Here is a 23,447-nt window from a genome sequence, read left to right as displayed (position 1 = left end):
AAACCTGCACGTTACCTCCGGCGATCGTTGATCGATCGTTCGGGTACCGCGTGGCAGGCTGACGCGGCAGGTGGCCCGGGTCCAGAATCGCGCCTTGGCACGCGCATCGGCACATGGAGGTAGGGGAATGCTGCACCGGAGGTCTGGGCTGTCGCGGCGGGCGTTCGCGGTGACGACCCTGTCGGCACTCGTGGCGGGGGGTGGCGCGGTGGCGGCCGGTGCGGCGATGGCGGGCGGCACGGACGACAAGGGGGCGTCTCGCAGGCGGGCGACCGGTGAGATGCGGGGCGTGTGGGTGGCCACCGTGACCAACCGGGACTGGCCGTCCAAGCCGGGGCTGACCGTCGCGCAGCAGAAGGCCGAGCTGATCGCGATCCTCGACCGGGCCGTCAAGGACCGCCTCAACACGGTGATCTTCCAGGTACGGCCGGCCGCGGACGCCCTGTGGCCCTCGCCGTACGAGCCCTGGTCGAGCGTCCTCACCGGCACCCAGGGCAGGGCCCCGGGCTGGGACCCGCTCGGCACGGCGGTCAAGGAGGCGCACGCCCGCGGCCTTGAGCTGCACGCCTGGTTCAACCCGTACCGCGTCTCCAACCAGGCCGACCCCACCAAGCTCATCGCCTCACACCCCGCGCGCAAGCACCCGGACTGGGTGGTGACGTACGGCGGAAAGCTCTACTACAACCCGGGGCTGCCGCAGGTCCGCGCCTTCGTCGAGAACGCGATCCTCGACGCGGTGAAGAAGTACCCCGTGGACGCCGTCCACTTCGACGACTACTTCTACCCGTACCCGGTGGCCGGCCAGACCTTCAACGACGATGCCGCCTACGACCGCTACGGCTCGGGCTTCCCGAACCGGGCCGCCTGGCGCCGCGACAACATCGACAAGCTGATCCGCGAGACGGCGGCCCGCATCAAGGAGATCCGGCCCGGCACGCAGTTCGGTATCAGCCCGTTCGGTGTGTGGCGGAACATCGCGACCGACTCGCGGGGCTCGGACACCAAGGCGGGTGTGCAGACGTACGACGATCTCCACGCGGACACCCGCAAGTGGGTGCGGCAGAACTGGGTGGACTACATCGTTCCGCAGGTCTACTGGAACATCGGCTTCGCCGCCGCCGACTACGCCAAGCTCGTGTCCTGGTGGGCGGGCGTCGCGAAGGGCACCGCGACGAAGCTGTACATCGGCGAGGCCCTGTACAAGGCCGGCGACCCGGCGCAGCCCGCCGCCTGGCAGGAGCCCGCCGAACTCTCCCGGCACCTCACGCTGGCCGCCAAGTACACGCAGGTACGCGGGCACGTCTTCTTCGCCGCCAGGGAAGTGGCGAAGGACCCGATCGGTGCGATGGCGCGGGTGGTCGCCGACCACTACAAGAAGCCGGCGAAGCCCCCGCGCTGAGCTACTGCTGCGTTTCCTTGTGCCGGATCTCGGTGTCCGGGCCGGGGGAGCAGATGCCCGTGTGCCCGTCCTCGAAGCGGACGCGGTACGGAGGGGTGCCCTGCTGGCCCATGACTTCGATGATCTCGCCGACCTTGTCCTGCTGTCCGACCACCCTGCCATGCTGGACAAGCTGGTCGCCCACGGTTGCACGCATCTGTAGGGCCTCCTCACCAGGAGCGGGAGCAACGGTCCGTGGCCTCGATTTTACGGCGCCGGGCCGTGGTTGGAACCGGCGCGTGCGCGCCGGTCAGCCTCGCGCCCGCTGGGTGACGGCGATGCACACGAGCACCGCCGCGGCCGTCAGCGGTGCGGCCACCGTCAGGTGCTCGCCCAGCAGCAGCACCGACCACACCAGTGTGAGCAGCGGCTGGGCCAACTGCAACTGGCTGGCCTTGGGGATCCCGATCGCCGCCATGCCCCGATACCAGACGACCAGACCGAGGAACTGCGAACCCGCCGCGACCCACAGCAGTCCGGCCACGCTGTGCGCGGTCAGGTGCACGGGTTCGTACGACAGCGCGATCGCGGCGGCCGGCAGGCTCAGCGGCAGACACAGCACCAGCGCCCAGCCGATGACCTGCCAGCCCGGCATGACCCGGGCCAGCCGGCCACCCTCGGTGTAGCCGGCCGCGCACACCAACAGGGCGGCGAACAGGTAGAGATCGGCGGTCGTGAGCGCGCCGCCGCTCTGCTGCACCGTGAACGCGACGACCGCGGCGGCACCCGCGAGCGCCGCCGTCCAGAAGGTGCGCGAAGGACGGGTGCCCATGCGCAGGGCCGAGAACAACGCGGTGGTGAGCGGCAGCAGCCCGACCACGACGGCCGCGTGCGCGGTGGTGGACGTCTGCAGCGCGAGGGTGGTCAGGAGCGGGAAGCCGACCACGACTCCGCCGCCGACGACCGCGAGCCCGGCCCAGTGCCGCCGCTCCGGCACCGGGATCCGCAGCGCCAGCAGACAGATCCCCGCGATGAGCGCGGCGAGCACACTCCGCACGGCGACGAGCGCCCAGGGCCCGAAGCCCTCAAGGCCCCAGGCGGTGGCCGGGAACGTGAGGGAGAAGGCGGTGACGCCGAGGGCGGCCTGGAGGGTGCCGGTACTGGTGGTGTGCACCTTCGGTGGGGTGGTCACCGCTATCGGAGTCTGGGCAGTAGCGCTACTCTTTGCTCTCATGCAAGAGAGTAGCAGTGTCGGCGAACTGGCAAAACAGCTGAAGCGGGAGCTCGACCGCTACTCGCCGGGTGGAAAGCTCCCGTCGAGCCGTGCCCTCGTCGAGCGCTACCGGGTCAGCCCGGTGACCGTGTCGCGGGCCCTGGCCCAGCTGGCCGCCGAGGGCCTGGTCGTCACCCGGCCGGGAGCCGGTGCCTTCCGCGCCGAGCCGCGGGCCACCGTCACCCCGCCCGCCGGTGACACCTCCTGGCAGGAGGTCGCCCTGAGCGCGGACGGCGCCGCCGACCTCGTACCGCGCACGGTGGACGCGTCCGGCGTGGTCGTCTCGCTGGCCGCGCCCCCGCCCGGGGTCGTGGAGTTCAACGGCGGCTATCTGCACCCGTCGTTGCAGCCGGAGCGGGCCATGGCGGCGGCGCTTGCGCGAGCGGGCCGGCGGCCCGGCGTCTGGGGCCGGCCGCCGATGGAGGGGCTCCCGGAACTGCGGGAGTGGTTCGCGCGCGGGATCGGCGGCGGGGTCACGGCGGCCGAGGTGCTGATCACCGCGGGCGGCCAGTCGGCGCTGACCACGGCGTTGCGCGCACTGGCCCCGCCCGGCGCACCGGTCCTCGTCGAATCGCCCACGTATCCGGGCATGTTGGCGATCGCCCGCTCGGCAGGCCTGCGTCCCGTCCCGGTCCCCGTGGACGCGGACGGCGTGAAACCGGCCCTCCTCGCCGACGCGTTCCGCGCGACCGGCGCCCGCGTCTTCGTCTGCCAGCCCCTGTTCCAGAACCCGACCGGCGCGGTCCTGGCCCCAGATCGCCGGGGCGAAGTCCTCCGTATCGCCCGCGAGGCGGGTGCGTTCGTGGTCGAGGACGACTTCGTACGACGGCTGGTGCACGAGGACGCGGGACCGCTGCCGAGTCCGCTGGCCGCCGACGACCCCGACGGGGTGGTCGTCCACGTCAGCTCACTCACGAAGGCGACCTCACCGAGCTTCCGCCTCAGCGCCCTCGCCGCGCACGGCCCGGTCCTGGAACGCCTGCGCGCCATCCAGATCGTCGACACCTTCTTCGTCCCCCGCCCGCTCCAGGAGGCGGCCCTCGAACTCGTCGGCTCCCCGGCCTGGCCCCGCCACCTCCGCACCATCTCGACGGAGCTGAAGTCCCGCCGGGACACGATGTCCACGGCCGTCCGCCTCACCCTCCCCGACCTCGCCCTCCCGCACATCCCCTCGGGCGGCTACCACCTCTGGCTCCGCCTCCCCGACGGCACCGACGACACGGCCTTCACCTCCGCCGCGCTACGAGCGGGCGTGGCCATCACCCCGGGCCGCCCGTACTTCAGCGCCGAACCCCCGGCGGCCCACGTGCGGTTGAGCTTCGCGGCGGTCGCCGGGGCGGGGGAGATCACGGAGGGGGTACGGCGGTTGCGGACGGCTTGCGACGAGGTGCTCTAGACGAGCGGATCCGATGCTCCGCAGGCTCGCCCGTTCACCGGGTGGGCATGCCTCCGTGCGGGCTGTTGACCACCAGGGACAGGGTCCCCTCCATGAGGTAGGGGTGGTCGGGGAAGTAGTCGATGTGGAGGTGGCCACCGTCCTCGGCGGCGGCCATGGCGCGCAGGTCGTCCGCGAGTGCCGCCCTGGCGACGGGGTCACCGCTGATCACCAGGACATGCCGAGGGGCGTCGAGACGGATCCGGACCCCGGGGCCGGAACTCGTCTCGACCTCGACACCCGCCAGGTGGTCACCGCCCGGCGCGGACGTGGGTCCGAGCAGCCCCTCGCCGTCACCCACCGCGCTTGCCAGGCGGTTCAGTTGCTCCGCCGACGCGGTGAGGTCCACTTCGCCGTACGCGCGGTCGAGGACAAGCTTCACGGGCGGCACTCCTCCAAGATCGAACAAGGTCGAACTCCTATGGTCCCGCCGAGATCGTCCGTCCACCACCCTCGCGTCGGCACCGGGAAAAACCCTCGACGCCGCACCGCCCGACCTGCAAGCCTCCCACCATGACCGACACCCCGCCTCTCCCCGACGGCTACGAGATCTCCACCGACCCCGAGCGCCTCGATGCCGATCGTGTGCACCGGTGGCTGTCCACCGACGCCTACTGGGCAACCGGCCGTCCGCGTGAGAAGCAGGAGCGGGCCATGGCCGGGTCGCTCAACTTCGGGGTGTATGACACCGGTTCGGGAGAGCAGGTGGCTTATGCGCGGGTCGTCACCGATCACGCCACCTTCGCCTGGCTCTGCGACGTGTACGTCGACCCCTCCGTCCGCGGCAAGAGCATCGGTACGGCTCTGGTGGGTGCCGTCCGCGACCACCTGGCCCCCTTCGGTCTGCGCCGCATCATGCTCGCCACCGCCGACGCGCACGGCGTCTACGCCAAGCTCGGCTTCGAGCCGCTCGCCGATCCCGGCATCTGGATGGCCCTCGTTTTCGAGTGACTTGTCCGGCAGGTCCTGACCTTGAAGTAAGGTTTCGGCCACCGTCGGTGAATCCTCACCAACACCCCTTGACCTGCGCACTTTCACGTCACACCATCGCCGCATGCCACTTCGGGTCACTTTCGTCGCCGCCGCGCGCAGCTCCCCGCTGCTCGCCGAGCACTTCGAGGACGACCGTCCGCTGGATCAGGCCGGCTGGGACGAGGTCCAGCGCGTCGCCCACGACCTGGTCCCGCTGGCGGCGGCGGAACTGCGCTACTGCTCGCCGACCCCGCGCAGCCGTGCGACCGGCGACGCCCTCGGCTACGCACCCCTGGTGCAACTCGCCCTGCGCGACTGCGACATGGGCCGCTGGCGCGGGCTGACCCTCGGTGAGGCGATGGCGCGCGAGCCGGAAGCCGTGGACGCCTGGCTCGCCGACCCGCGCTCCGCCCCGCACGGCGGCGAGTCCCTGATGGCCTTCGTCGCCCGCGTCGGCAACTGGCTCGACACCCGCCCCGTCGAGGACGGCGGCCGTATCGTCGCCGTCGCCGAGCCGTCCGTCGTCCGGGCCGCGTTGGTGTACGCCCTGAAGGCGCCCCCGTCGACGTACTGGAACATCGACGTCCGCCCGCTGTCCACGACCACCGTCACCGGCCGCGCCGGCCGCTGGAACCTCCGCTTCGACGGGTCGCCGGCTCAGGCCTCGCGCACGTAGTCGGTCACCAGCACCAGGTCCTTGGCCGGACCGCCCACCCGCCACACCGTCCGCCAGTGGTCCTCGTCCCGCACGGTGAACTCACCCCGGTAGAGGTCGGCGGAGCAGGGGTGATCGGCGACATGCCGTCCGGTGCTGAGATCCAGGTCGTGAAAGGGACGGCCGTCGGCGAAGCGGACGTCCGCCGCTCCCGGTGACCCGCCGGGCAGAAAACGCAGCGTGCGCTCGGCCGGGCGGGCGACTCCCTGCCAGGTGAACGTCCCGGACTCGTGGTGCAGCAGCCCGCCCCCGTCCAGCGGCCCGAAGACGGTGACGCCCTCGAACCGCCCCTCGTCTCCGCTCACCAGATCCCGAACGGCGCGCTCCACCCGCCAACTCCCGGCGAGAAACGCCAGCACATCCGCCACCGGCCAGAACTCGCCCGTCACCGGCCTCTCTTCCATGCCCCCGACCCTACGTCCCCCCGTCGGCCCCATTGACGTGCACACACCCCTTCCCTATCTTGCCGTTCGAAGTGCTGACCGCTGTCTGATATTTCGAACGATCGAGCCGTTCAGAAGACCCGCCAGAGCAGAACGACCCATCAAGAGCCGCGGAGTATCCATGTCACGCACCACCCGCACCCGCCTGAGACTCGGCCTCGGTGCAAGCGCTTTCCTGCTGGCCGCCGGACTCATTCCGTCCCCCGCCCACGCCGAGGACGTCACCGACTACTCGATCACCGTCGACCCCGGCACCAAGGGCGCCAAGATCGACAAGACGATGTACGGCGTCTTCTTCGAGGACATCAACCGGGCCGCCGACGGCGGGCTGTACGCCGAGCTCGTGCAGAATCGGTCCTTCGAGTACTCGACCGCCGACAACACCTCGTACACCCCGCTGACCGCGTGGACCGTCTCCGGCAGCGCGCAGGTCGTGGACGACGACGGGCGCCTGAACGCCCGTAACCGCAACTACCTCTCCCTGGGCGCCGGTTCGTCCGCCACGAACGCCGGATACAACACCGGCGTCCGGGTCGAGGAGGGCAAGAAGTACGACTTCTCGGTGTGGGCCCGGGCGGACGGTGGCACCGCGCTGACCGTGTCGCTGCAGGACGCCGACGGCACCCTGGCCGCCGCCCGCCAGGTGAAGGTGGGCGAGAGCGGCTGGGCGCAGTACAAGGCCACCTTCACCGCCACCCGAACCAGCTCCAACGGCCGTCTCACCGTGGGCTCTTCGGCCGCCGCCGCCCTCGACATGGTGTCCCTCTTCCCGCGCGACACCTACAAGCACGAGCCGAACGGCCTGCGCAAGGACCTGGCCGAGAAGGTCGCCGCCCTGCACCCGGGCTTCGTGCGCTTCCCCGGCGGCTGCCTGGTCAACACCGGTTCCATGGAGGACTACAGCGAGGCCTCCGGCTACCAGCGCAAGCGCTCGTACCAGTGGAAGGACACCGTCGGCCCGGTCGAGACGCGCGCGACCAACTCCAACTTCTGGGGCTACAACCAGAGTTACGGCCTCGGCTACTACGAGTACTTCCGCTTCGCCGAGGACATCGGCGCCATGCCACTGCCCGTCGTCCCGGCGCTGGTGACCGGCTGCGGCCAGAACAAGGCCGTCGACGACCCCGCGCTGCTCAAGCGGCACATCCAGGACACCCTCGACCTCATCGAGTTCGCCAACGGGCCGGTGACGAGTGAGTGGGGCAAGAAGCGGGCCCGGATGGGGCATCCCAAGCCCTTCCACCTCACCCACATCGAGGTCGGCAACGAGGAGAACCTCCCGACGGAGTTCTTCGCCCGCTTCACGCAGTTCCGGGCCGCCATCCAGGCGAAGTACCCGTACATGCAGGTGATCTCCAACTCCGGTCCCGACGACGCGGGTTCGACCTTCGACACGGCCTGGCAGCTGAACAAGGACGCCAAGGTCGACATGGTCGACGAGCACTACTACAACAGCCCGCAGTGGTTCCTGCAGAACAACGACCGCTACGACTCCTACGACAGGAGCGGGCCCAAGGTCTTCCTCGGCGAGTACGCCTCCTGGGGCAACGCCTTCAAGAACGGGCTGGCCGAGGCGGCGTACATGACCGGCCTCGAACGCAACGCGGACCTCGTCAAACTCGCCTCCTACGCACCGCTGTTCGCCAACGAGGACTACGTCCAGTGGAGCCCGGACATGGTGTGGTTCAACAACCACGCCTCCTGGGGCTCGGCCAACTACGAGGTCCAGAAGCTCTTCATGACCAACGTCGGCGACCGGGTCGTGCCCTCGACCGCCACCGGCACGCCCTCGCTGCTCGCCCCGATCACCGGCGCCGTCGGCCTGTCCACCTGGAACACCAGCGCCGCGTACGACGACGTGAAGGTGACCGACGCCGACGGGAACACGCTGCTCGGCGACGACTTCTCCGGTGACGCCTCGCAGTGGACGCACACCGGCGGCGGGAGCTGGGCGATCCAGGACGGGCAGTACGTCGAGACCTCGGACACCGCCGAGAACACCATGGTCTCGGCCGGTGACCCGAGTTGGCACGACTACGACCTGCATGTGAAGGCCACCAAGAAGTCCGGCAAGGAGGGCTTCCTCGTCGCCTTCGGCGTCAAGGACACCGGCAACTACTACTGGTGGAACCTCGGCGGCTGGAACAACACCCAGTCGGCCGTCGAACAGGCCGTGGACGGCGGCAAGTCGACGCTGATCTCCAAGGCCGGGTCGGTCGAGACCGGCCGTGCCTACGACGTCGACATCAAGATACGGGGCCGCCAGGTCACCCTCTACCTCGACGGCCAGGAGTGGGGCAGCTTCAAGGACGACAAGCCGGCCGAGCCGTTCCGCCAGGTCGTCACCAAGGACAAGAAGACCGGCGACCTGATCGTCAAGGTCGTCAACGCCCAGTCCTCGGGGGCCCGTACGGCGATCGACCTCGGTGGTGCCAAGGTCGCCTCCAAGGCCCGCGTCACCACGCTGGCCGCCGCGCCCGACGCGGTGAACACCGAGACGAACACGGCCGTCGCCCCGGTGACGTCCACCTTCGAGGGGGTCGCCGACAGGTTCACGTACACCTTCCCGGCGAACTCCGTCACCTTCCTGCGGATCAGGCAGAAGTAGCCGGGGCCTCATCGGCGGGCTGCTGTCCGAGCGGCAGCAGCCCGCGCTCGGTGAAGACCTTCTTGGCGACGAAGGTGGCGTTCAGGGCCTTGGGGAAGCCGCAGTAACCGGCGGAGTGCAGCAGCGCCTCGACGATCTGCGCCGGCGTCAGGCCCACGTTCAGGGCCGCGTTGACGTGCACCTCCAGCTGGGGCTCGCAGCCGCCGAGCGCGGTGAGCATGCCCAGGGTCACCAACTGGCGGTCGCGCGGCTCCAGTTCGGGACGGGAGTAGATCTCGCCGAAGCCCCAGGCGACGATCTGGTGCCCCAGCTCGGGGCTGATGTCGGAGAGCGAGTCGATGACCCGCTGCCCGGCCTCGCCGTCCACGCGCCGCAGCACCTCCAGGCCGCGGGTGAAACGCTCGTCACGGGTGGTGCTCTCGTTCATGTCTGCGCCGCTCATGTCTGCGTTGGTCATGAACAAGACCGTAGGAGTTCGAGCGCACTCCAGGTCAAGCGGACCCGGCGGTCACTGCCCGAAGTACTTCTGAGCGGCGCGGACACCCGCCACCAGCGCGTCCACCTCGTCCGGGGTGTTGTACACGTAGAAGCTCGCCCGGGTCGTCGCCGGGATGCCGTACCGCTTCACGATCGGGCGGGCGCAGTGGTGGCCGACGCGGACGGCGACGCCCCGCTCGTCCAGGACCTGGCCGACGTCGTGCGGATGGATGCCGTCGACCGTGAAGGAGACGGCCGAACCGCGGTCGGTGAGGTCGGCCGGGCCGACGATCCGTACGCCCGGGACCTCGCCGAGCAGCCGCAGCGCACGGGCGGTGAGCTCCTCCTCGTGCGCCGCCACCTCCGCCATGCCCAGCGCCTCCAGGTACTCGACCGCCGCCGCGAGTCCCACCGCCTGGGACGTCATCGGCACGCCCGCCTCGAAGCGCTGCGGTGGCGGCAGGAAGGTCGTGCGGTCCATCTCGACCACCTCGATCATCGAGCCGCCGGTGAGGAACGGCGGGAGTCCGGCGAGGAGTTCGCGCCTGCCCCACAGCACGCCGACGCCGTTCGGGCCTAGCATCTTGTGGCCGGAGAAGGCGAGGAAGTCCGCGCCCAGCTCGGTCACGTCGACCGGGCGGTGGGGGACCGACTGGGCGCCGTCGACCACGACGAGGGTGCCGAACTCATGGGCCCGGTCGGCGAGTTCGCGGACCGGGTTGAGGGTGCCCAGGACGTTCGACTGGTGGGTGACGGCCAGCACCCTGGTGCGTTCGTCGAGCAGTTCGTCGATCCGGGTCAGGTCCAGGCGGCCCTCGTCGGTGAGGCCGAACCAGTCCAGCGTCGCGCCGGTGCGCTCGGCCTGCTGCTGCCAGGGCACCAGGTTGGCGTGGTGCTCCATCTCCGTGACCACGATCCGGTCGCCGGGGCCGAGTCGGCGGGCGTTGCCGAGGGCGTAGGCGACCAGGTTGATGCCCTCGGTGGTGTTCTTGGTGAAGACGATCTCGTCGTCCCGTGCCCCGACGAAGCGCGCGATCGTCTGCCGCGCGTTCTCGTACGCCTCCGTCGCCTCGCCGGCCAGCTGGTGCGCGCCGCGGTGCACGGCCGCGTTGTGCGTCAGGTAGAACTCGCGCTCCGCGTCGAGCACCTGGAGCGGCTTCTGGGTGGTGGCGCCGGAGTCCAGGTAGACCAGCCGGGCGCCGCTGTCCACCGTCCGCTCCAGGATCGGGAAGTCCCTGCGCAGCGCGTCCACGTCGAAGCCCACGGCCTCTCACCTCTCACGGTTTCGTTGTCCTTTTTCCGTGAGGCACGCTAGGCCTCCTCACGGAGAATCGCAAGCATTACCATGAGGTCCGTGGAATCCGACGCCCCCGTCTACCTGTCCCACCTCCCGGTCCCCGGCGAGGAGCGCTACCTCTCGCTGGCCCTGGTCAACACGCGGTTCACCCTCAGTCACGGCGAGATCGACCTGCTCGACGACACCGAGTCCGCGCACCTGTGGCTCGTACGGCACGAGCTGCTGCCCGACCGGGTGGCTCTGAACGGCCGCCAGTTCGGCAGGCTCCTCGCCCTGCGCGAGGCGCTCCGCGCACTCTTCGAGGCATACGGCGCTCACGCGCGCCCGCCGGCCGAGCACCTGGCCACCCTCAACACCGCGCTAGCCGCCGCCCCCTCCACCCCACGGCTCGCCTGGGGTGCCGACGGCCCGCACCGCGCCGACGAGCCCGACGTCGGCAACCCGTCCGCCGCCGCGCTCTCCCTCCTCGCCGAGGACGCCACCGACCTGCTCACCGGCGCCGAGGCGGACACGCTCACCGAGTGCGCCGCACAGGGCTGCGACCGCTGGTTCCTGCGCTCCCACGGCGCCCGGCGCTGGTGCACGACGAAGTGCGGCAACCGGGTGCGGGCGGCGCGGGCCTACGCGGCCCGGAAAACACGGTGAGTTCACCATTAAATTGCATGCCGGGATATTTGCGTTTCCCGGCCGTTAACCAAGTTATTGAATAAGAAGTGCCGCCATTCGGAACTAACCTTGCCACTTCCTGTGAGGGGGGCAACCAAAGGGAAAGTCGGTCCGTCTAACTCCGCGAATCAATGACCCGCGGGGAGTGCCAAGGAATGGATCGCTCGACCCTGTCCAAAGCCGTTTCGAGCGGCCATTTCCCATTCCCGGGGATCTCACCGAAGAAGGCTGCCGCCCTGCTCGCGGCCGTGCTCACCACAGCCGTGTTCTGCGCCGCCGACGCCCTCGCCGGCAGCTACCCCTTCGGGTCCCGCACCCGCGAGGTCAACGACCTCGGCAACCAGTACGTACCCTTCCACGCCCACCTGTGGGACCTGCTGCACGGCCGGGCCCACGGCGGTCTCTTCGTCAACTGGCAGTCCGGGTTGGGCTCCAGCTTCCTGCCCGACGTCGGCACGTACCTCGGCAGCCCCTTCGCCCTGCTCGTCGGTGTCTTCCCGCGGGACGAGATCGACCTCGCGGTGTACGTGATCACGGTGCTGAAGACGGCGTCCGCCGGGGCCGCCATGGCCTGGCTGCTGCTCGCCCTGCGCCGCGGCCGCTGGTGGGGCGCGGGCCTGCTCGGGGCGTCGTACGCCCTCTGCGGCTGGAGCCTCGCGGTCGCCTCGTACAACCCGATGTGGCTCGACGGGCTGCTCGCCCTGCCGCTGCTGTGCCTGGTCGGCGAGTGGACGGTGCAACGCCGGCGACCGCTCCTCGGCGTGCTGATCGTGGCGCTCGCCTGGATCGCCAACTTCTACACGGCCTACATGGCGACCCTCGCCGCCGCCCTGGTGCTGCTGCTCCGGCTGTGGCTGTCCGACCTCTCCAACCGGCAGCGCCTGCGGTCCGTCGGCCGCGCGGCGCTCACCGTCGGCCTGGGCGTGGGCCTGGCCGCCCCGCTCGTGACGGTCGTGTACTTCGGCACCAGACACGCCTACCCCGGACGGGTGGTGGACTTCAGCCCGGTCCCGACCCAGGACCTGCTGGCCCGCCTGCTCCCGACGACGTACAGCTTCGGCAGCCCGGCCGTCTACGCCGGCACCGCGGCCCTTCTGCTCGCCCTCGCCCTGCCCTTCCACCGGGCGGTCCCGCGCCGGACGCGGCTCGCCTGGACGGTGCTGGTCGTCGCGGTGACGCTGTCGCTCCAGTGGGCCCCGACCCACCTGGTCTGGCACGCCTTCGCCACCCCGCAGGGCAGCCCGTACCGCCAGGCGTTCGTCCTGTGCGGCCTGCTGGTGATCGCGGCCTGGCACGCACTCGCCTACGGCCCGCCCGACCGGCGCGCGCTGGGCGCGGCGGGCGCGCTGCTGGCGCTGATCGCGGCCGCGGCGAGCCGGAGCGCCCTGGTGCACCACGTGACCTGGGCGGTGTTCGGGCTCGCGGTCGTCGGCGCGGCGGGCGGGCTGGCCCTGCTGCGGTACACCGAGCTGCGGTCCACCGGTAAGGGTCATCGCACCGCCCTCGCCGCCCTCGCCGTACTCCTCCTGTTCGGCGGCCAGTTCGGCGAGGCCATGGCCACCTCCGCCCAGGCCACCCGGCTGCGTCTCGGCCACATGGACGACTACGCGCCCTGGGGCGACCGGCAGCAGGAGCAGGCGGCCGTGATCGCGCGCGCTGACGGCTGGCCCCGCTATCGGACCGACCCGGGTCGCGAGCAGACCGTAGCCAACGACCCGATGGTGGTCGGCGGCGAGGGCACCCAGTACTACAGCAGCCTGACCTCGGACGACCTCAGTCGTATGCTCACCGCCCTCGGCGGCGGCTGGACCTCCCGGGGCCGCAGCCTGCAGAGCCTCGACAACCCCGTCACCGACGCGGTGTTCTCCATCGGCGCCCGGGTGCACTCCCCGCCGGACCCGCACCAGAACTGGTTCGAGCAGGGCGGCACCCGTCCGACGGTGACCCGGCAGGACGTGCCGCCCCTGGTGACGGTACGACCGTCCGACGCGTCCGCGTCCCAGTGGGGTCCGTCGCCGTACCGGAACCAGGAACTCCTGCTGGGCGCCCGCGTCTACACCGTCCCCAGCGTCACGATCCGCACCGGCACCGGCAAGCCCCCGGCCGCCGGCGACGCCGCGCACCCCGGGCTGCTCGTCCCCGCCCGCGCGCCCGGCGCCACCGAGAAGCCGTCGATCACCGCCAACTGCCCGGCAGGCAGCGAGGTCTACCTCTGGGCACCGCACTACTCCGGCACCGCCCAGACCGGCAACGGCCCGACCGGACGGTTCCGTTCGGACGCCCTCGTCACCAAGATCGCGGCGATGCAGCGCCTGGGCACGGTCCCGGCCTCCGGCCGCCTCCGGATCGAGCTGACGCCGAACCGCGACAGCCGCGTCCCGCAGGGCGCCGTCGGCTGCCTCGACACCGCCCGCCTGCACACCGCCGTCGAGCACCTGAAGTCCACCGGCGCGACCAGTGTCTCCGTCGACGACGCCACGGTCCGGGCCCGACTCCCCGCGGGCAGCAAGGGAGTCGCGGTGGTCGCGGCCCCCCGCATCGCCGGCTGGCGCTGTGCCGCCGGCGACGCCACCGCCGTACCGGCAAAGGCGTACCACGGCCTGATCGCCGTACCCCTGGACGGCTCGTCGACCAGCCTCACCTGCACGTTCCATCCGCCCGGGCTGCGACTGGGTACCACCGTCGGGGCCGCTTCGCTGCTGTCCCTCGTCCTGCTCGGCGTCCTCTCCGCCGTCCGCCGCCGGCGCACCCCGCAGCCGCCGGCACCCACGACCACACCTGTCCGCCCGCGTGAGCGCGTGACCGGCGCTCTCTGAACCGCCCCAGGGGGGAACCATGCTCATATCGATCATCGCACCCTGTTACAACGAGGAAGACGTCCTCGAACGCTTCCACGACGAGGTCCAGAAGGTCGCCGAGGAACTCCTTCCGCTCGGCCACGACATGGAGTTCGTGTACGTCGACGACGGCAGCCGCGACCGTACGCTGCACGTACTCCAGCGGCTGGCCGACCTGGACGCGCGGGTCCGGTACGTCTCCTTCAGCCGCAACTTCGGCAAGGAAGCAGCCCTGTTGGCCGGTCTGAAGCACGCCTCGGGCGACTCCGTGATCGTCATGGACGCGGACCTCCAGCACCCGCCGGAGCTGATCAAGCGCATGGTGCAGCTGCGCGCCGAGGGCCACGACCAGGTCATCGCCCGCCGCACCAGGACCGGCGACGGCATGGCCCGCACCCTCACCGCCCGCCTCTACTACCGGCTCGTCAACCGCCTCGTCGACGTCGAACTCGTCGACGGCGTCGGCGACTTCCGCCTGATGTCCCGCCGGGTGGTGGACGCGGTCCTGGACCTCACCGAGTACAACCGCTTCTCCAAGGGCCTGTTCGCCTGGGTCGGCTTCCCCAGCACGACCTTCGAGTACGAGAACGCCGTGCGCGAGGCCGGCCGCAGCTCCTGGACCTTCAAGGGCCTGCTCAACTACGGCCTGGACGGCCTCATCTCCTTCAACAACCGCCCGCTGCGCGCCGCCCTCTACCTGGGCATGGGCCTGCTCACGGTCGCCGGCGTCTACACCGCCTGGATCGTGGCGGCCGCCCTCGTCAACGGCGTGCAGACACCCGGCTATGTCACCATCATCACGGCCGTCACGGGTGTGGCCGGGGTCCAGATGGTCATGCTGGGCGTCATAGGGGAGTACACCGGCCGGATCTACTACGAGGTGAAGGGCCGCCCGCACTTCCTGGTGAAGGCCAGCAACGTGAAGCGAGCGAAGGATCTCATTCAGTGATGACGCGGCAGATGCTCACCTTCGCCGCCATCGGCGTCCTGAACACGGGCACCTATTACGCGCCCTATCTGCTGCTCCTGCCGCACATGCCCTATCTGGCCGCGCATATCCTCGCGACCTTCATCAGCATGACTGGTTCCTTTTTCCTCAATGCTCGGTTCACCTATCGGACGCGTCCGACCCTGAGGAAATTCCTGCTGTTCCCGCTGACGAACGCGGCGAATTTCGTGATCACCACGACGGGTGTGTACGTCCTCGTCGACCTGCTCCACTTCAGCAGCCGCCTCTCCCCGCTGCTCGCGTCCCTGGGAGCCATCCCGGTGACCTTCGTGGTCTCCCGCTGGATCATGCTCCCCAAGGCGGAGGCCGCCGCGGCCGAGGTGGAGGCCGAGAGCGCCGGGATTGCATAAACATGCAGCGATACGTATAGTCGTGCCATCCAGGAGGAGGATGACATGGCGGTACGTGCGGCAGTGGCCGGTGCGAGCGGATACGCGGGCGGAGAGCTCCTGCGTCTGCTCCTGGCGCACCCCGAGGTCGAGATCGGTGCCCTGACCGGCAACTCCAACGCCGGCCAGCAGCTCGGCGCGCTCCAGCCGCATCTGCTGCCGCTGGCCGACCGCGTGCTCCAGGAGACCACCCCCGGGGTCCTCGCCGGACACGACGTCGTCTTCCTCGCCCTGCCCCACGGCCAGTCCGCCGCCGTCGCCGAGCAGCTCGGCCCGGACGTCCTGGTCGTCGACATGGGCGCCGACTTCCGGCTGAAGGACGCGGCCGACTGGGAGCGGTTCTACGGCTCCGCACACGCCGGGACCTGGCCCTACGGCCTCCCTGAACTGCCGGGTGCCCGCGCCGCGCTGGAGGGGTCCAAGCGCATCGCGGTACCCGGTTGCTACCCGACCGCCGCCTCGCTGGCCCTCTTCCCGGCCTACGCGGCCGGACTCGCCGAGAACGAGGCCGTGATCGTCGCCGCCTCCGGCACTTCGGGCGCCGGCAAGGCGGCCAAGCCGCACCTGCTGGGCAGCGAGGTCATGGGCTCCATGTCGCCGTACGGCGTCGGCGGCGGTCACCGGCACACGCCCGAGATCATCCAGAACCTCAGTGCGGCGGCGGGGGAGCGGGTCTCCGTCTCCTTCACGCCGACGCTCGCGCCGATGCCGCGCGGGATCCTCGCCACGTGCAGCGCCAAGGCCGTCGCGGGGGTGACGGGGGAGTCCCTCCGGGCCGCCTACGAGAAGGCCTGTGCCGACGAGCCCTTCGTCCATCTGCTGCCGGAGGGGCAGTGGCCCGCGACGGCGTCCGTCTACGGTTCCAACGCCGTTCAGATACAGGTCGCGTACGACGCGGCGGCGGGCCGCATCATCGCGATCAGCGCCATCGACAACCTGACCAAGGGCACCGCGGGCGGTGCCGTCCAGAGCATGAACCTCGCCCTCGGGCTCGACGAGTCCACCGGGCTTTCCACGATCGGAGTCGCACCGTGAGCGTCACGGCAGCCAAGGGATTCCGGGCTGCGGGCATCGCAGCCGGGATCAAGGAGAACGGCAACCCGGACCTGGCCCTCGTGGTCAACGACGGACCCCGCCGTGCCGCCGCCGGTGTCTTCACCTCCAACCGCGTGAAGGCCGCGCCGGTGCTCTGGTCCGAGCAGGCCCTCAAGGGCGGCCAGATCTCCGCGGTCGTCCTCAACTCCGGTGGCGCCAACGCCTGTACGGGCCCCAAGGGCTTCCAGGACACGCACGCGACCGCCGAGAAGGTCGCCGAGGTGCTGGGCCGGGGCGCGATCGAGGTCGCCGTCTGTTCCACCGGTCTCATCGGCGTCCTGCTCCCGATGGACAAGCTCCTCCCGGGAGTCGAGACCGCCGCGGCCCAGCTCTCCGAGCACGGCGGCGAGAAGGCCGCCATCGCCATCAAGACCACCGACAGCGTCCACAAGACGTCCGTCGTCACCAAGGACGGCTGGACCGTCGGCGGCATGGCGAAGGGAGCGGGCATGCTCGCCCCGGGCCTGGCCACCATGCTGGTCGTCCTCACCACGGACGCGGTCGTCTCGAGTGACCTGCTGGACAAGGCACTTCGCGACGCGACCCGGACCACCTTCGACCGCGTCGACTCCGACGGCTGCATGTCCACCAACGACACCGTGCTGCTGCTCGCCTCCGGCTCCTCCGAAGTCACCCCGGAATACGCGGAGTTCGCGGAGGCGGTACGGCAGGTCTGCGACGACCTCGGTCAGCAGCTGATCCGGGACGCCGAGGGCGCCAGCAAGGACATCAAGGTCGAGGTCGTCAACGCGGCCAGCGAGGACGACGCCGTCGAGGTGGGCCGCTCCATCGCCCGCAACAACCTCCTCAAGTGCGCGATCCACGGCGAGGACCCCAACTGGGGCCGCGTACTGTCCGCGATCGGCACCACCAAGGCCGCCTTCGAGTCGGACCGGTTGAACGTCGCCATCAACGGCGTCTGGGTGTGCAAGAACGGCGGCGTCGGCGAGGACCGGGAGAAGGTCGACATGCGCTACCGCGAGGTGCACATCGTCGCCGACCTCGCCGCCGGCGCCGAGACCGCCACCATCTGGACCAACGACCTCACCGCCGACTACGTCCACGAGAACAGCGCCTACTCCTCATGAGCAATGTGACCCGCAAACACACCGCGCTGCCCAAGGCCCAGATCCTCATCGAGGCGCTGCCCTGGCTGGTCAGGCACAACGGCAAGACGGTCGTCATCAAGTTCGGCGGCAACGCCATGATCGACGAGGACCTCAAGGCCGCCTTCGCCCAGGACGTCGTCTTCCTGCACCACGCCGGCCTCAAGCCGGTCGTCGTGCACGGCGGCGGCCCGCAGATCAGCGCCGCCCTCGACAGACACGGCATCGTCAGCGAGTTCAAGGCCGGCCTGAGGGTCACCACCGAGGACGCCATGGACGTCGTACGGATGGTGCTGGCCGGGCAGGTGCAGCGCGAGCTGGTGAACCTGCTCAACCAACACGGGCCGCTGGCCGTCGGGTTGACCGGCGAGGACGCGCACACCATCACCGCCACCAAGCACCAGCCCGAGATCGACGGGGAGTTGGTCGACATCGGGCGGGTGGGCGAGATCACCGAGATCGACACGGGCGCGATCGAGGCACTGCTCGCCGACGGCCGTATCCCGGTCGTCTCGTCGATCGCCCGTAGCCAGGACGACGGACATGTCTACAACGTCAATGCTGATACGGCGGCTGCGGCACTCGCTGCTGCGCTTGGCGCCGAAACCCTCATGGTCCTCACGGACGTCGAGGGCCTCTACGAGGACTGGCCGAACAGCGACGAGGTGATCAGCCGCCTCACGGCTTCCCAACTGGAGAAGCTGCTGCCGGAGTTGAGCTCCGGCATGGTGCCGAAGATGGAGGGCTGTCTGCACGCCGTACGAGGCGGCGTGACCACCGCCCGCGTCATCGACGGCCGGGTCCAGCACTCGATCCTGCTGGAGATCTTCACCGACGAGGGCATCGGCACGATGGTCGTGCCCGACGAGCCGCAGGGGGACTCGGTATGACAGGCAATCAGGAGCTGACCCAGCGGTGGCAGGGCTCGCTCATGAACAACTACGGCACCCCCCGGCTGCCCCTCGTACGCGGCGCCGGCGCCAAGCTGTGGGACGCCGACGGCAAGGAGTACACCGACTTCGTCGGCGGTATCGCGGTCAACGCGCTCGGGCACGCCCACCCGGCGATCGTGGAGGCCGTGAGCACGCAGATCGCCTCGCTGGGCCATGTCTCCAACCTCTTCATCGCCGAACCGCCGGTCGCGCTCGCCGAGAAGCTGCTCCAGCTCTTCGGCCGGGACGGCAAGGTCTACTTCTGCAACTCCGGCGCCGAGGCCAACGAGGGCGCCTTCAAGATCGGCCGGCTGACCGGGCGCACCCACATGGTCGCCACCCAGGGCGGCTTCCACGGCCGCACCATGGGCGCCCTCGCGCTCACCGGCCAGCCCGGAAAGCAGGAGCCGTTCCTGCCGCTGCCCGGCGACGTCACGCACGTCCCGTACGGCGACGCGCAGGCCCTCGCGGCCGCCGTCACCGAGGAGACCGCGCTCGTCGTCATCGAGCCGATCCAGGGCGAGAACGGGGTCGTCGTCCCGCCCGCCGGCTACCTCAAGGCGGCCCGGGCGATCACCGCCGCGCACGGGGCACTGCTGGTCCTGGACGAGGTACAGACCGGAATCGGTCGTACCGGGAACTGGTTCGAGTACCAGGCCCACGAGGGCGTGCTGCCGGACGTGGTCACGCTGGCCAAGGGGCTCGGCGGCGGGCTGCCGCTGGGTGCGACCGTCGCCTTCGGGCGGGCCGCGGAGCTGCTCCGGCCCGGGCACCACGGCACGACCTTCGGCGGCAACCCGGTCGCCTGCGCCGCCGGACTCGCCGTGCTCGACACGATCGAGAACGAGGGGTTGCTGGAGAACGTCAAGCGGCAGAGCGGGAAGTTGCGGGACGGAATCGAGTCACTGGGCCACCCGTTGATCGACCATGTCCGGGGCGCGGGTCTTCTCCTGGGTATCGTGCTCACCGGGCCGCTCGCGCCGAAGGTGCAGCAGGCGGCTCAGGAGGCCGGTTTCCTGGTGAACGCGCCAGCCGCCGACGTCGTACGGCTGATGCCGCCGCTGACGCTCGGGGACGGTGAGGCGGACGCGTTGCTCCGGGCGCTGCCGGGCATCCTGGACGACGCCCACGGGGACGGATGATCCGGAGTGAGACGACGATGAGTCAGGCGCAGGACGACGCACAGCACGCGGGGCCGGCCGTGCCGCAGACGCGTACCGCACGCCACCGCCGGATCGTGGACATCCTCAACCGGCAACCGGTGCGCTCCCAGAGCCAGTTGGCGAAGTTGCTGGCCGACGACGGGCTGACCGTCACTCAGGCCACCCTTTCGCGGGACCTGGACGAGCTGAACGCGGTCAAGATCCGCAACAACGACGGCGACCTCATCTACGCGGTGCCCAGCGAGGGGGGCTTCCGGACCCCCGGGCACCGCTGGGCGAGTCGGCGAAGGAAGAGCGGATGCGGCGGCTGTCCCAGGAGCTGCTGATCTCGGCGGAGGCCTCGGCGAACCTGGTCGTCCTGCGCACCCCGCCCGGCGCCGCACAGTTCCTCGCGTCGGCCATCGACCAGGCGGAACTGCACGACATCCTGGGGACGATCGCCGGTGACGACACGTTGTTGTTGATCAGTCGGGATCCGGTTGGGGGGCAGGCGCTGGCGGAGCATCTGTTGCGCTTGGCTCAGAACGGCCACTGAGAGGGGTGGGGCTGCCGGTTGCCGAGTGCGGCTCGTTGTGGCTTGTCGCGCAGTTCCCCGCGCCCCCTCAGGGCGATTCACCTAGCCAAGTCGAGATGCCAGGCCCCCTGTGCATCTCACCTCGTCGCCTGCCGTGATCAGCAGCGCCTCCACGTCCGGCAGTGACTCCAGCCAGCGCAGGCCGTCCCGGGAACCCATCGCGAAGGCGGCCGTCGCCCAGCAGTCCGCCCAGGTCAGGCTCGGGGCCACCACCGTCACCGCCACCAGGTCGGTCACAGCCGAGCGGCCCGTGCGCGGATCGACGATGTGGGCGCCGCGTTCCGCCGTGCCGGAGGTGGCGACCGCCAACTCGTCGGCGCCCGCTGCCGAGACGACCGCCGCGAGGCCGCCGGGGCGGAGCGGGTCCGCCACTCCGACGCGCCAGGGGCGGTGCGGTTCCGGGGTGCCGTACATCTGGACGTCCCCGCCGCCGTTGACGCTCACCCCCGTCGCGCCGGCCGCCCGCAGGCGGCGGGCCGCGCGTTCGGTCGCCCAGCCCTTGACGATCCCGGTGGGGTCGAGGCGGCCCTCGTAACGGAGGCTGAACCAGCCGTCGCTCGTGCGCTCCGCCTCCGCGCCCAGGCCGAGGATCTCGGCGACCTCGGGATCGCACTCCTCGACGGTCAGTTCACCCCGCGCCAGCCGGGAGACCTGGCTGTCCTCGCGGTAGGTGCTGAACACCTCGTTCACCCGGTGCAGCCCGGCGATCGCCTCCCCGAGCGCCGCCTGCACCGCACCGGGCTCCCCGCCGCGGACGTCGAAGGAGAAGACGGTCCCCATGACCTCCTCCGCATGCCGGCGCACCGAGGCGGGAGCTTCCGCGGACTCCGCCACCGACTCAGCCACCGGCCTGGTCCAGCGCGGACTGGAGCGACTGTTTGTAGCCGGTGCTCGTGTAGGTCGCCCCGGACACCGAGTCGATCTGCGCGCTGCCGGCCGCCACCGCCTCCTGGTTGAGCTTGGGGATGGACAGGGCCGTCTTCTGGTCGCTGGTGCCGCCCTTGGGCGCCTGCACCGCGTCCGCCTTGGTGATCTTCCCGCCCGAGACGGTGATACGGACCTGGACCGGGCCGTACTGGGTCTGCACGACGCTGCCGGTGACCGTCTTGGCCTGGGTCGAACCGCCGGCCGAACCCTGGGACGTACCACTCGACGCGCCCTGGGAGGGAGTACTGCTCGCCTTCATCTTGTCCAGCGCCGACTGCAATGACTGCTTGTAGCCGGTGCTCGTGTACGTGGCACCCGACACCGAGTCGATCTGCGCGCTCTGCGCGGCGACCGTCTCCTGGGTGAGCTTGGGGATCGACAGGGCCGTCTTCTGGTCGCTCGTGCCGCCCTTGGGCGCCTGGATCGCCTCGGCCTTGGTGATCTTGCCGCCGGCGACGGTCAGCCGCACCTGGACGTTGCCGTACTCCGTCTGCACCACGCTGCCGTCGACCGTGCCGTTGGCGGCCCCGGCCGCGGAGGATCCGCCCTGCGGCGAGTCCTGGGCTGCCGCGGTCTGCTGCGGGGCCGCGCCGGCCGCCTGGGCGTTCGGGTCGGACGCCGGTTTCAGCGACAGCAGCAGTACGACACCCGAGACGGTGGCGGCGCTGGCCAGCACGACACGCCTGATGGGGTGACTCTTCTTCATCGGTACCCAGTCTCCTGAAGTCCCGTCGCTCACATCTCGAACGACTCGTGATGGATGCGGCGGGCGGGCACTCCCGCGCCGCGCAGTGCTTCGTACACGGACTGCGCGAACCCGGCGGGGCCGCACATGAACACGTCGTGCTTCTCGATGTCCGGCAGCTTCTGCCGCAGCCGGTCCGCCGAGATGTCGGGGCGCTCCCCGTCCGGGCTGTTCACGGCGTACATCAGACGCGCACCGCGGTCGTCGGCGATCGCGGCGAGCTCGTCCCAGAGGGCAAGGTCCTGTGTGGTGTTGGCCCGGTACAGGAGCGTGATGTCACCGGCCGCGCCCGGCAGCGTCTCGAACAGCGCCCGCATCGGAGTGATGCCCACGCCACCCGCGACCAGCAGCACCTTGCCGCGGCTGCGCCGCTGCGCGGTCATCGCGCCGTACGGCCCCTCGGCCCACACCTTGGTGCCGGGCGTCAGCTCCCGCAGCCGGGCGCTGTGGTCGCCGATCGCCTTCACGGTGATCCGCAGCATGTCGGGGCGGGGCGCCGCCGACAGCGAGTACGGGTGGGAGCTGAACCGCATGCCCGGCGCGAGGAAGCGCCAGCGGAAGAACTGCCCCGCCTCCGCGCCCATCCGGTGCAGCTTCCGCCCGCCGATCAGCACCGACACGATGCCCGGCGTCTCCTCGATGACCGCCTCGACGCGCATGCGGTGCCGCATGTTCAGCCGGATCGGGATCAGCACGCGGTACCAGATCACCAGCGCGGTGACCGACCCGTACAGGGCGTACCAGAAGGTCTTCGCGGTCGGCTCGACGGCGAAGTCGTTGCCGGTGGTGATCTGGTGCCAGAAGGTGAAGAACACCGCCGCGTACGTCAGCAGATGGACGTGGTACCAGGTGTCGTACGGGATCCGGCGGCGGACCGGTCCGATCGACGTCAGGCCGATCACCACGAACAGTCCGGTGCCGATGGCCGCCTTGCCCATGTCCGGCAGCTGGTTCACGGAGTCGATCGTCTGCTGGACGATGTCGCCCAGCGTCTTGCCGGCCTGCAGCGCGTAGCCCCACATGGTCAGGAAGACGTGCGCGACGATCAGGGAGAGCGTGTAGCGGCCGCTCATCGCGTGCCAGCGCGCCACCCGGTCGGAGCCGACGCGCCGCTCCAGGGCGGGCACGCGGGCCATCTGGAGCACGACCAGCGCCATCAGATAGCCCGCCAGCAGACCGGTGATCCGGCCCGCGTTGAGGATCTTGCCGTTCTGGTCGGCGATGGAGGGCGTGTTGTGCCACCAGAGCCACATCACGCCCACCGCGCCGGCGAACACGGCGAGCAGCAGGACGGTCGCCGGGGAACGGCGCGGGCGGATGCGGCGCATCGTCTGGCGGCGGGCGGCGCGGCCGCCTGCGAGCGTGGTGGTCACGATTCCTCCGGGGCGGGGGCAAGGGGGGGATGG

General features: G+C 70.5%; 22 protein-coding genes and 1 pseudogene. 14 read left to right on the top strand and 9 right to left on the bottom strand.

The window, feature by feature from the left end; genetic code table 11:
* The first annotated feature begins 127 nt into the window (after positions 1-127).
* Positions 128-1,399: a glycoside hydrolase family 10 protein gene (locus ACQEWB_RS08760; RefSeq protein ID WP_432828759.1), complete on the top strand. Its 1,272-nt coding sequence runs from the start codon at positions 128-130 to the stop codon at positions 1,397-1,399.
* 1 nt (position 1,400) lies between these two features.
* On the opposite strand, the gene ACQEWB_RS08755 is transcribed toward ACQEWB_RS08760, so the two are convergent.
* Together ACQEWB_RS08755 and ACQEWB_RS08750 are read right to left on the bottom strand one after the other, a co-directional pair.
* Positions 1,401-1,595, bottom strand: coding sequence for a DUF1918 domain-containing protein (locus ACQEWB_RS08755; RefSeq protein ID WP_432828757.1), 195 nt, complete (start codon positions 1,593-1,595; stop codon positions 1,401-1,403).
* Positions 1,596-1,688: 93 nt separating this feature from the next.
* On the bottom strand, positions 1,689-2,612 hold the full coding sequence (locus ACQEWB_RS08750) for a DMT family transporter (protein WP_432828755.1): 924 nt from the start codon (positions 2,610-2,612) through the stop codon (positions 1,689-1,691).
* Here ACQEWB_RS08750 and ACQEWB_RS08745 point away from each other — a divergent pair.
* The gene (locus ACQEWB_RS08745) at positions 2,611-4,047 is read left to right on the top strand and encodes a PLP-dependent aminotransferase family protein (protein WP_432828753.1); all 1,437 of its coding nucleotides are present in this window, start codon (positions 2,611-2,613) and stop codon (positions 4,045-4,047) included. The two genes, ACQEWB_RS08750 and ACQEWB_RS08745, sit on opposite strands and share 2 nt — an antisense overlap.
* A 34-nt stretch (positions 4,048-4,081) precedes the next feature.
* On the opposite strand, the gene ACQEWB_RS08740 is transcribed toward ACQEWB_RS08745, so the two are convergent.
* Positions 4,082-4,468, bottom strand: coding sequence for an Imm32 family immunity protein (locus ACQEWB_RS08740; protein WP_432828751.1), 387 nt, complete (start codon positions 4,466-4,468; stop codon positions 4,082-4,084).
* Between the two features lie 131 nt (positions 4,469-4,599).
* Between ACQEWB_RS08740 and ACQEWB_RS08735 the strand changes: the two genes are divergently transcribed.
* Together ACQEWB_RS08735 and ACQEWB_RS08730 are read left to right on the top strand one after the other, a co-directional pair.
* Entirely contained in the window at positions 4,600-5,037 is a 438-nt protein-coding gene (locus ACQEWB_RS08735) for a GNAT family N-acetyltransferase (RefSeq protein WP_432828749.1), read from the top strand.
* Between the two features lie 103 nt (positions 5,038-5,140).
* Positions 5,141-5,734, top strand: coding sequence for a histidine phosphatase family protein (locus ACQEWB_RS08730; protein ID WP_432828747.1), 594 nt, complete (start codon positions 5,141-5,143; stop codon positions 5,732-5,734).
* Here the strand turns inward: ACQEWB_RS08730 and ACQEWB_RS08725 are convergent.
* Positions 5,716-6,177 (bottom strand): DUF6314 family protein, encoded by a 462-nt coding sequence (locus ACQEWB_RS08725; protein WP_432828745.1) that lies wholly within the window; start codon positions 6,175-6,177, stop codon positions 5,716-5,718. The two genes, ACQEWB_RS08730 and ACQEWB_RS08725, sit on opposite strands and share 19 nt — an antisense overlap.
* A 160-nt stretch (positions 6,178-6,337) precedes the next feature.
* On the opposite strand from ACQEWB_RS08725, the gene ACQEWB_RS08720 reads away from it, so the two are divergent.
* Positions 6,338-8,824 (top strand): alpha-L-arabinofuranosidase C-terminal domain-containing protein, encoded by a 2,487-nt coding sequence (locus ACQEWB_RS08720; protein WP_432828743.1) that lies wholly within the window; start codon positions 6,338-6,340, stop codon positions 8,822-8,824.
* Here ACQEWB_RS08720 and ACQEWB_RS08715 read toward each other — a convergent pair.
* Together ACQEWB_RS08715 and ACQEWB_RS08710 are read right to left on the bottom strand one after the other, a co-directional pair.
* Positions 8,811-9,251 carry a carboxymuconolactone decarboxylase family protein gene (locus tag ACQEWB_RS08715; protein WP_432843712.1) on the bottom strand — a complete coding sequence of 147 codons (441 nt, stop codon included), beginning with the start codon at positions 9,249-9,251 and terminating at the stop codon, positions 8,811-8,813. The two genes, ACQEWB_RS08720 and ACQEWB_RS08715, sit on opposite strands and share 14 nt — an antisense overlap.
* A gap of 81 nt (positions 9,252-9,332) precedes the next feature.
* Positions 9,333-10,565, bottom strand: a complete 1,233-nt coding sequence (locus ACQEWB_RS08710) for a cysteine desulfurase (protein ID WP_432828741.1) — start codon at positions 10,563-10,565, stop codon at positions 9,333-9,335.
* Positions 10,566-10,646: 81 nt separating this feature from the next.
* Here ACQEWB_RS08710 and ACQEWB_RS08705 point away from each other — a divergent pair, with 81 nt between their 5' ends.
* The 9 genes and pseudogenes from ACQEWB_RS08705 to ACQEWB_RS08665 all read left to right on the top strand — a co-directional run bounded on the left by ACQEWB_RS08705 (position 10,647) and on the right by ACQEWB_RS08665 (position 20,330).
* On the top strand, positions 10,647-11,243 hold the full coding sequence (locus ACQEWB_RS08705; protein WP_432828739.1) for an ABATE domain-containing protein: 597 nt from the start codon (positions 10,647-10,649) through the stop codon (positions 11,241-11,243).
* Between the two features lie 176 nt (positions 11,244-11,419).
* Positions 11,420-14,080 carry a YfhO family protein gene (locus ACQEWB_RS08700; RefSeq protein WP_432828737.1) on the top strand — a complete coding sequence of 887 codons (2,661 nt, stop codon included), beginning with the start codon at positions 11,420-11,422 and terminating at the stop codon, positions 14,078-14,080.
* Positions 14,081-14,099: 19 nt separating this feature from the next.
* Positions 14,100-15,050, top strand: a complete 951-nt coding sequence (locus ACQEWB_RS08695) for a glycosyltransferase family 2 protein (protein WP_432828735.1) — start codon at positions 14,100-14,102, stop codon at positions 15,048-15,050.
* Positions 15,050-15,460 (top strand): GtrA family protein, encoded by a 411-nt coding sequence (locus ACQEWB_RS08690; protein WP_432828733.1) that lies wholly within the window; start codon positions 15,050-15,052, stop codon positions 15,458-15,460. Before ACQEWB_RS08695 ends, ACQEWB_RS08690 begins: the two co-directional genes overlap by 1 nt.
* Before the next feature lie 45 nt (positions 15,461-15,505).
* The gene (argC, locus tag ACQEWB_RS08685) at positions 15,506-16,534 is read left to right on the top strand and encodes an N-acetyl-gamma-glutamyl-phosphate reductase (RefSeq protein ID WP_432828731.1); all 1,029 of its coding nucleotides are present in this window, start codon (positions 15,506-15,508) and stop codon (positions 16,532-16,534) included.
* The gene (gene argJ, locus ACQEWB_RS08680; protein ID WP_432828729.1) at positions 16,531-17,682 is read left to right on the top strand and encodes a bifunctional glutamate N-acetyltransferase/amino-acid acetyltransferase ArgJ; all 1,152 of its coding nucleotides are present in this window, start codon (positions 16,531-16,533) and stop codon (positions 17,680-17,682) included. Before argC ends, argJ begins: the two co-directional genes overlap by 4 nt.
* A complete protein-coding gene (gene argB, locus ACQEWB_RS08675; protein WP_432828727.1) occupies positions 17,679-18,590 on the top strand; it encodes an acetylglutamate kinase in 912 nt (303 codons plus the stop codon). The genes argJ and argB overlap by 4 nt, the downstream gene beginning before the upstream one ends.
* Positions 18,587-19,774 (top strand): acetylornithine transaminase, encoded by a 1,188-nt coding sequence (locus ACQEWB_RS08670; RefSeq protein WP_432828725.1) that lies wholly within the window; start codon positions 18,587-18,589, stop codon positions 19,772-19,774. Before argB ends, ACQEWB_RS08670 begins: the two co-directional genes overlap by 4 nt.
* A 17-nt stretch (positions 19,775-19,791) precedes the next feature.
* Positions 19,792-20,330, top strand: a pseudogene (locus ACQEWB_RS08665) (arginine repressor).
* An 81-nt stretch (positions 20,331-20,411) separates the two neighbouring features.
* Here the strand turns inward: ACQEWB_RS08665 and ACQEWB_RS08660 are convergent.
* From ACQEWB_RS08660 to ACQEWB_RS08650, 3 genes are read right to left on the bottom strand one after another with little or no spacing between them, the layout of a single operon-like run.
* The gene (locus ACQEWB_RS08660; protein WP_432843710.1) at positions 20,412-21,149 is read right to left on the bottom strand and encodes an FAD:protein FMN transferase; all 738 of its coding nucleotides are present in this window, start codon (positions 21,147-21,149) and stop codon (positions 20,412-20,414) included.
* A 58-nt stretch (positions 21,150-21,207) separates the two neighbouring features.
* Positions 21,208-22,002: an FMN-binding protein gene (locus ACQEWB_RS08655; RefSeq protein WP_432828723.1), complete on the bottom strand. Its 795-nt coding sequence runs from the start codon at positions 22,000-22,002 to the stop codon at positions 21,208-21,210.
* A 29-nt stretch (positions 22,003-22,031) separates the two neighbouring features.
* Positions 22,032-23,414: a ferredoxin reductase family protein gene (locus tag ACQEWB_RS08650; protein ID WP_432828721.1), complete on the bottom strand. Its 1,383-nt coding sequence runs from the start codon at positions 23,412-23,414 to the stop codon at positions 22,032-22,034.
* Positions 23,415-23,447 lie beyond the last annotated feature (33 nt).

Origin of the sequence: Streptomyces sp. CA-249302 (assembly GCF_050936785.1) — a bacterium.
GTDB lineage: Bacteria > Actinomycetota > Actinomycetes > Streptomycetales > Streptomycetaceae > Streptomyces.
The sequence above is the reverse complement of the archived record's forward strand: the minus strand, read 5'-3'. Positions and strand labels throughout refer to the sequence as shown.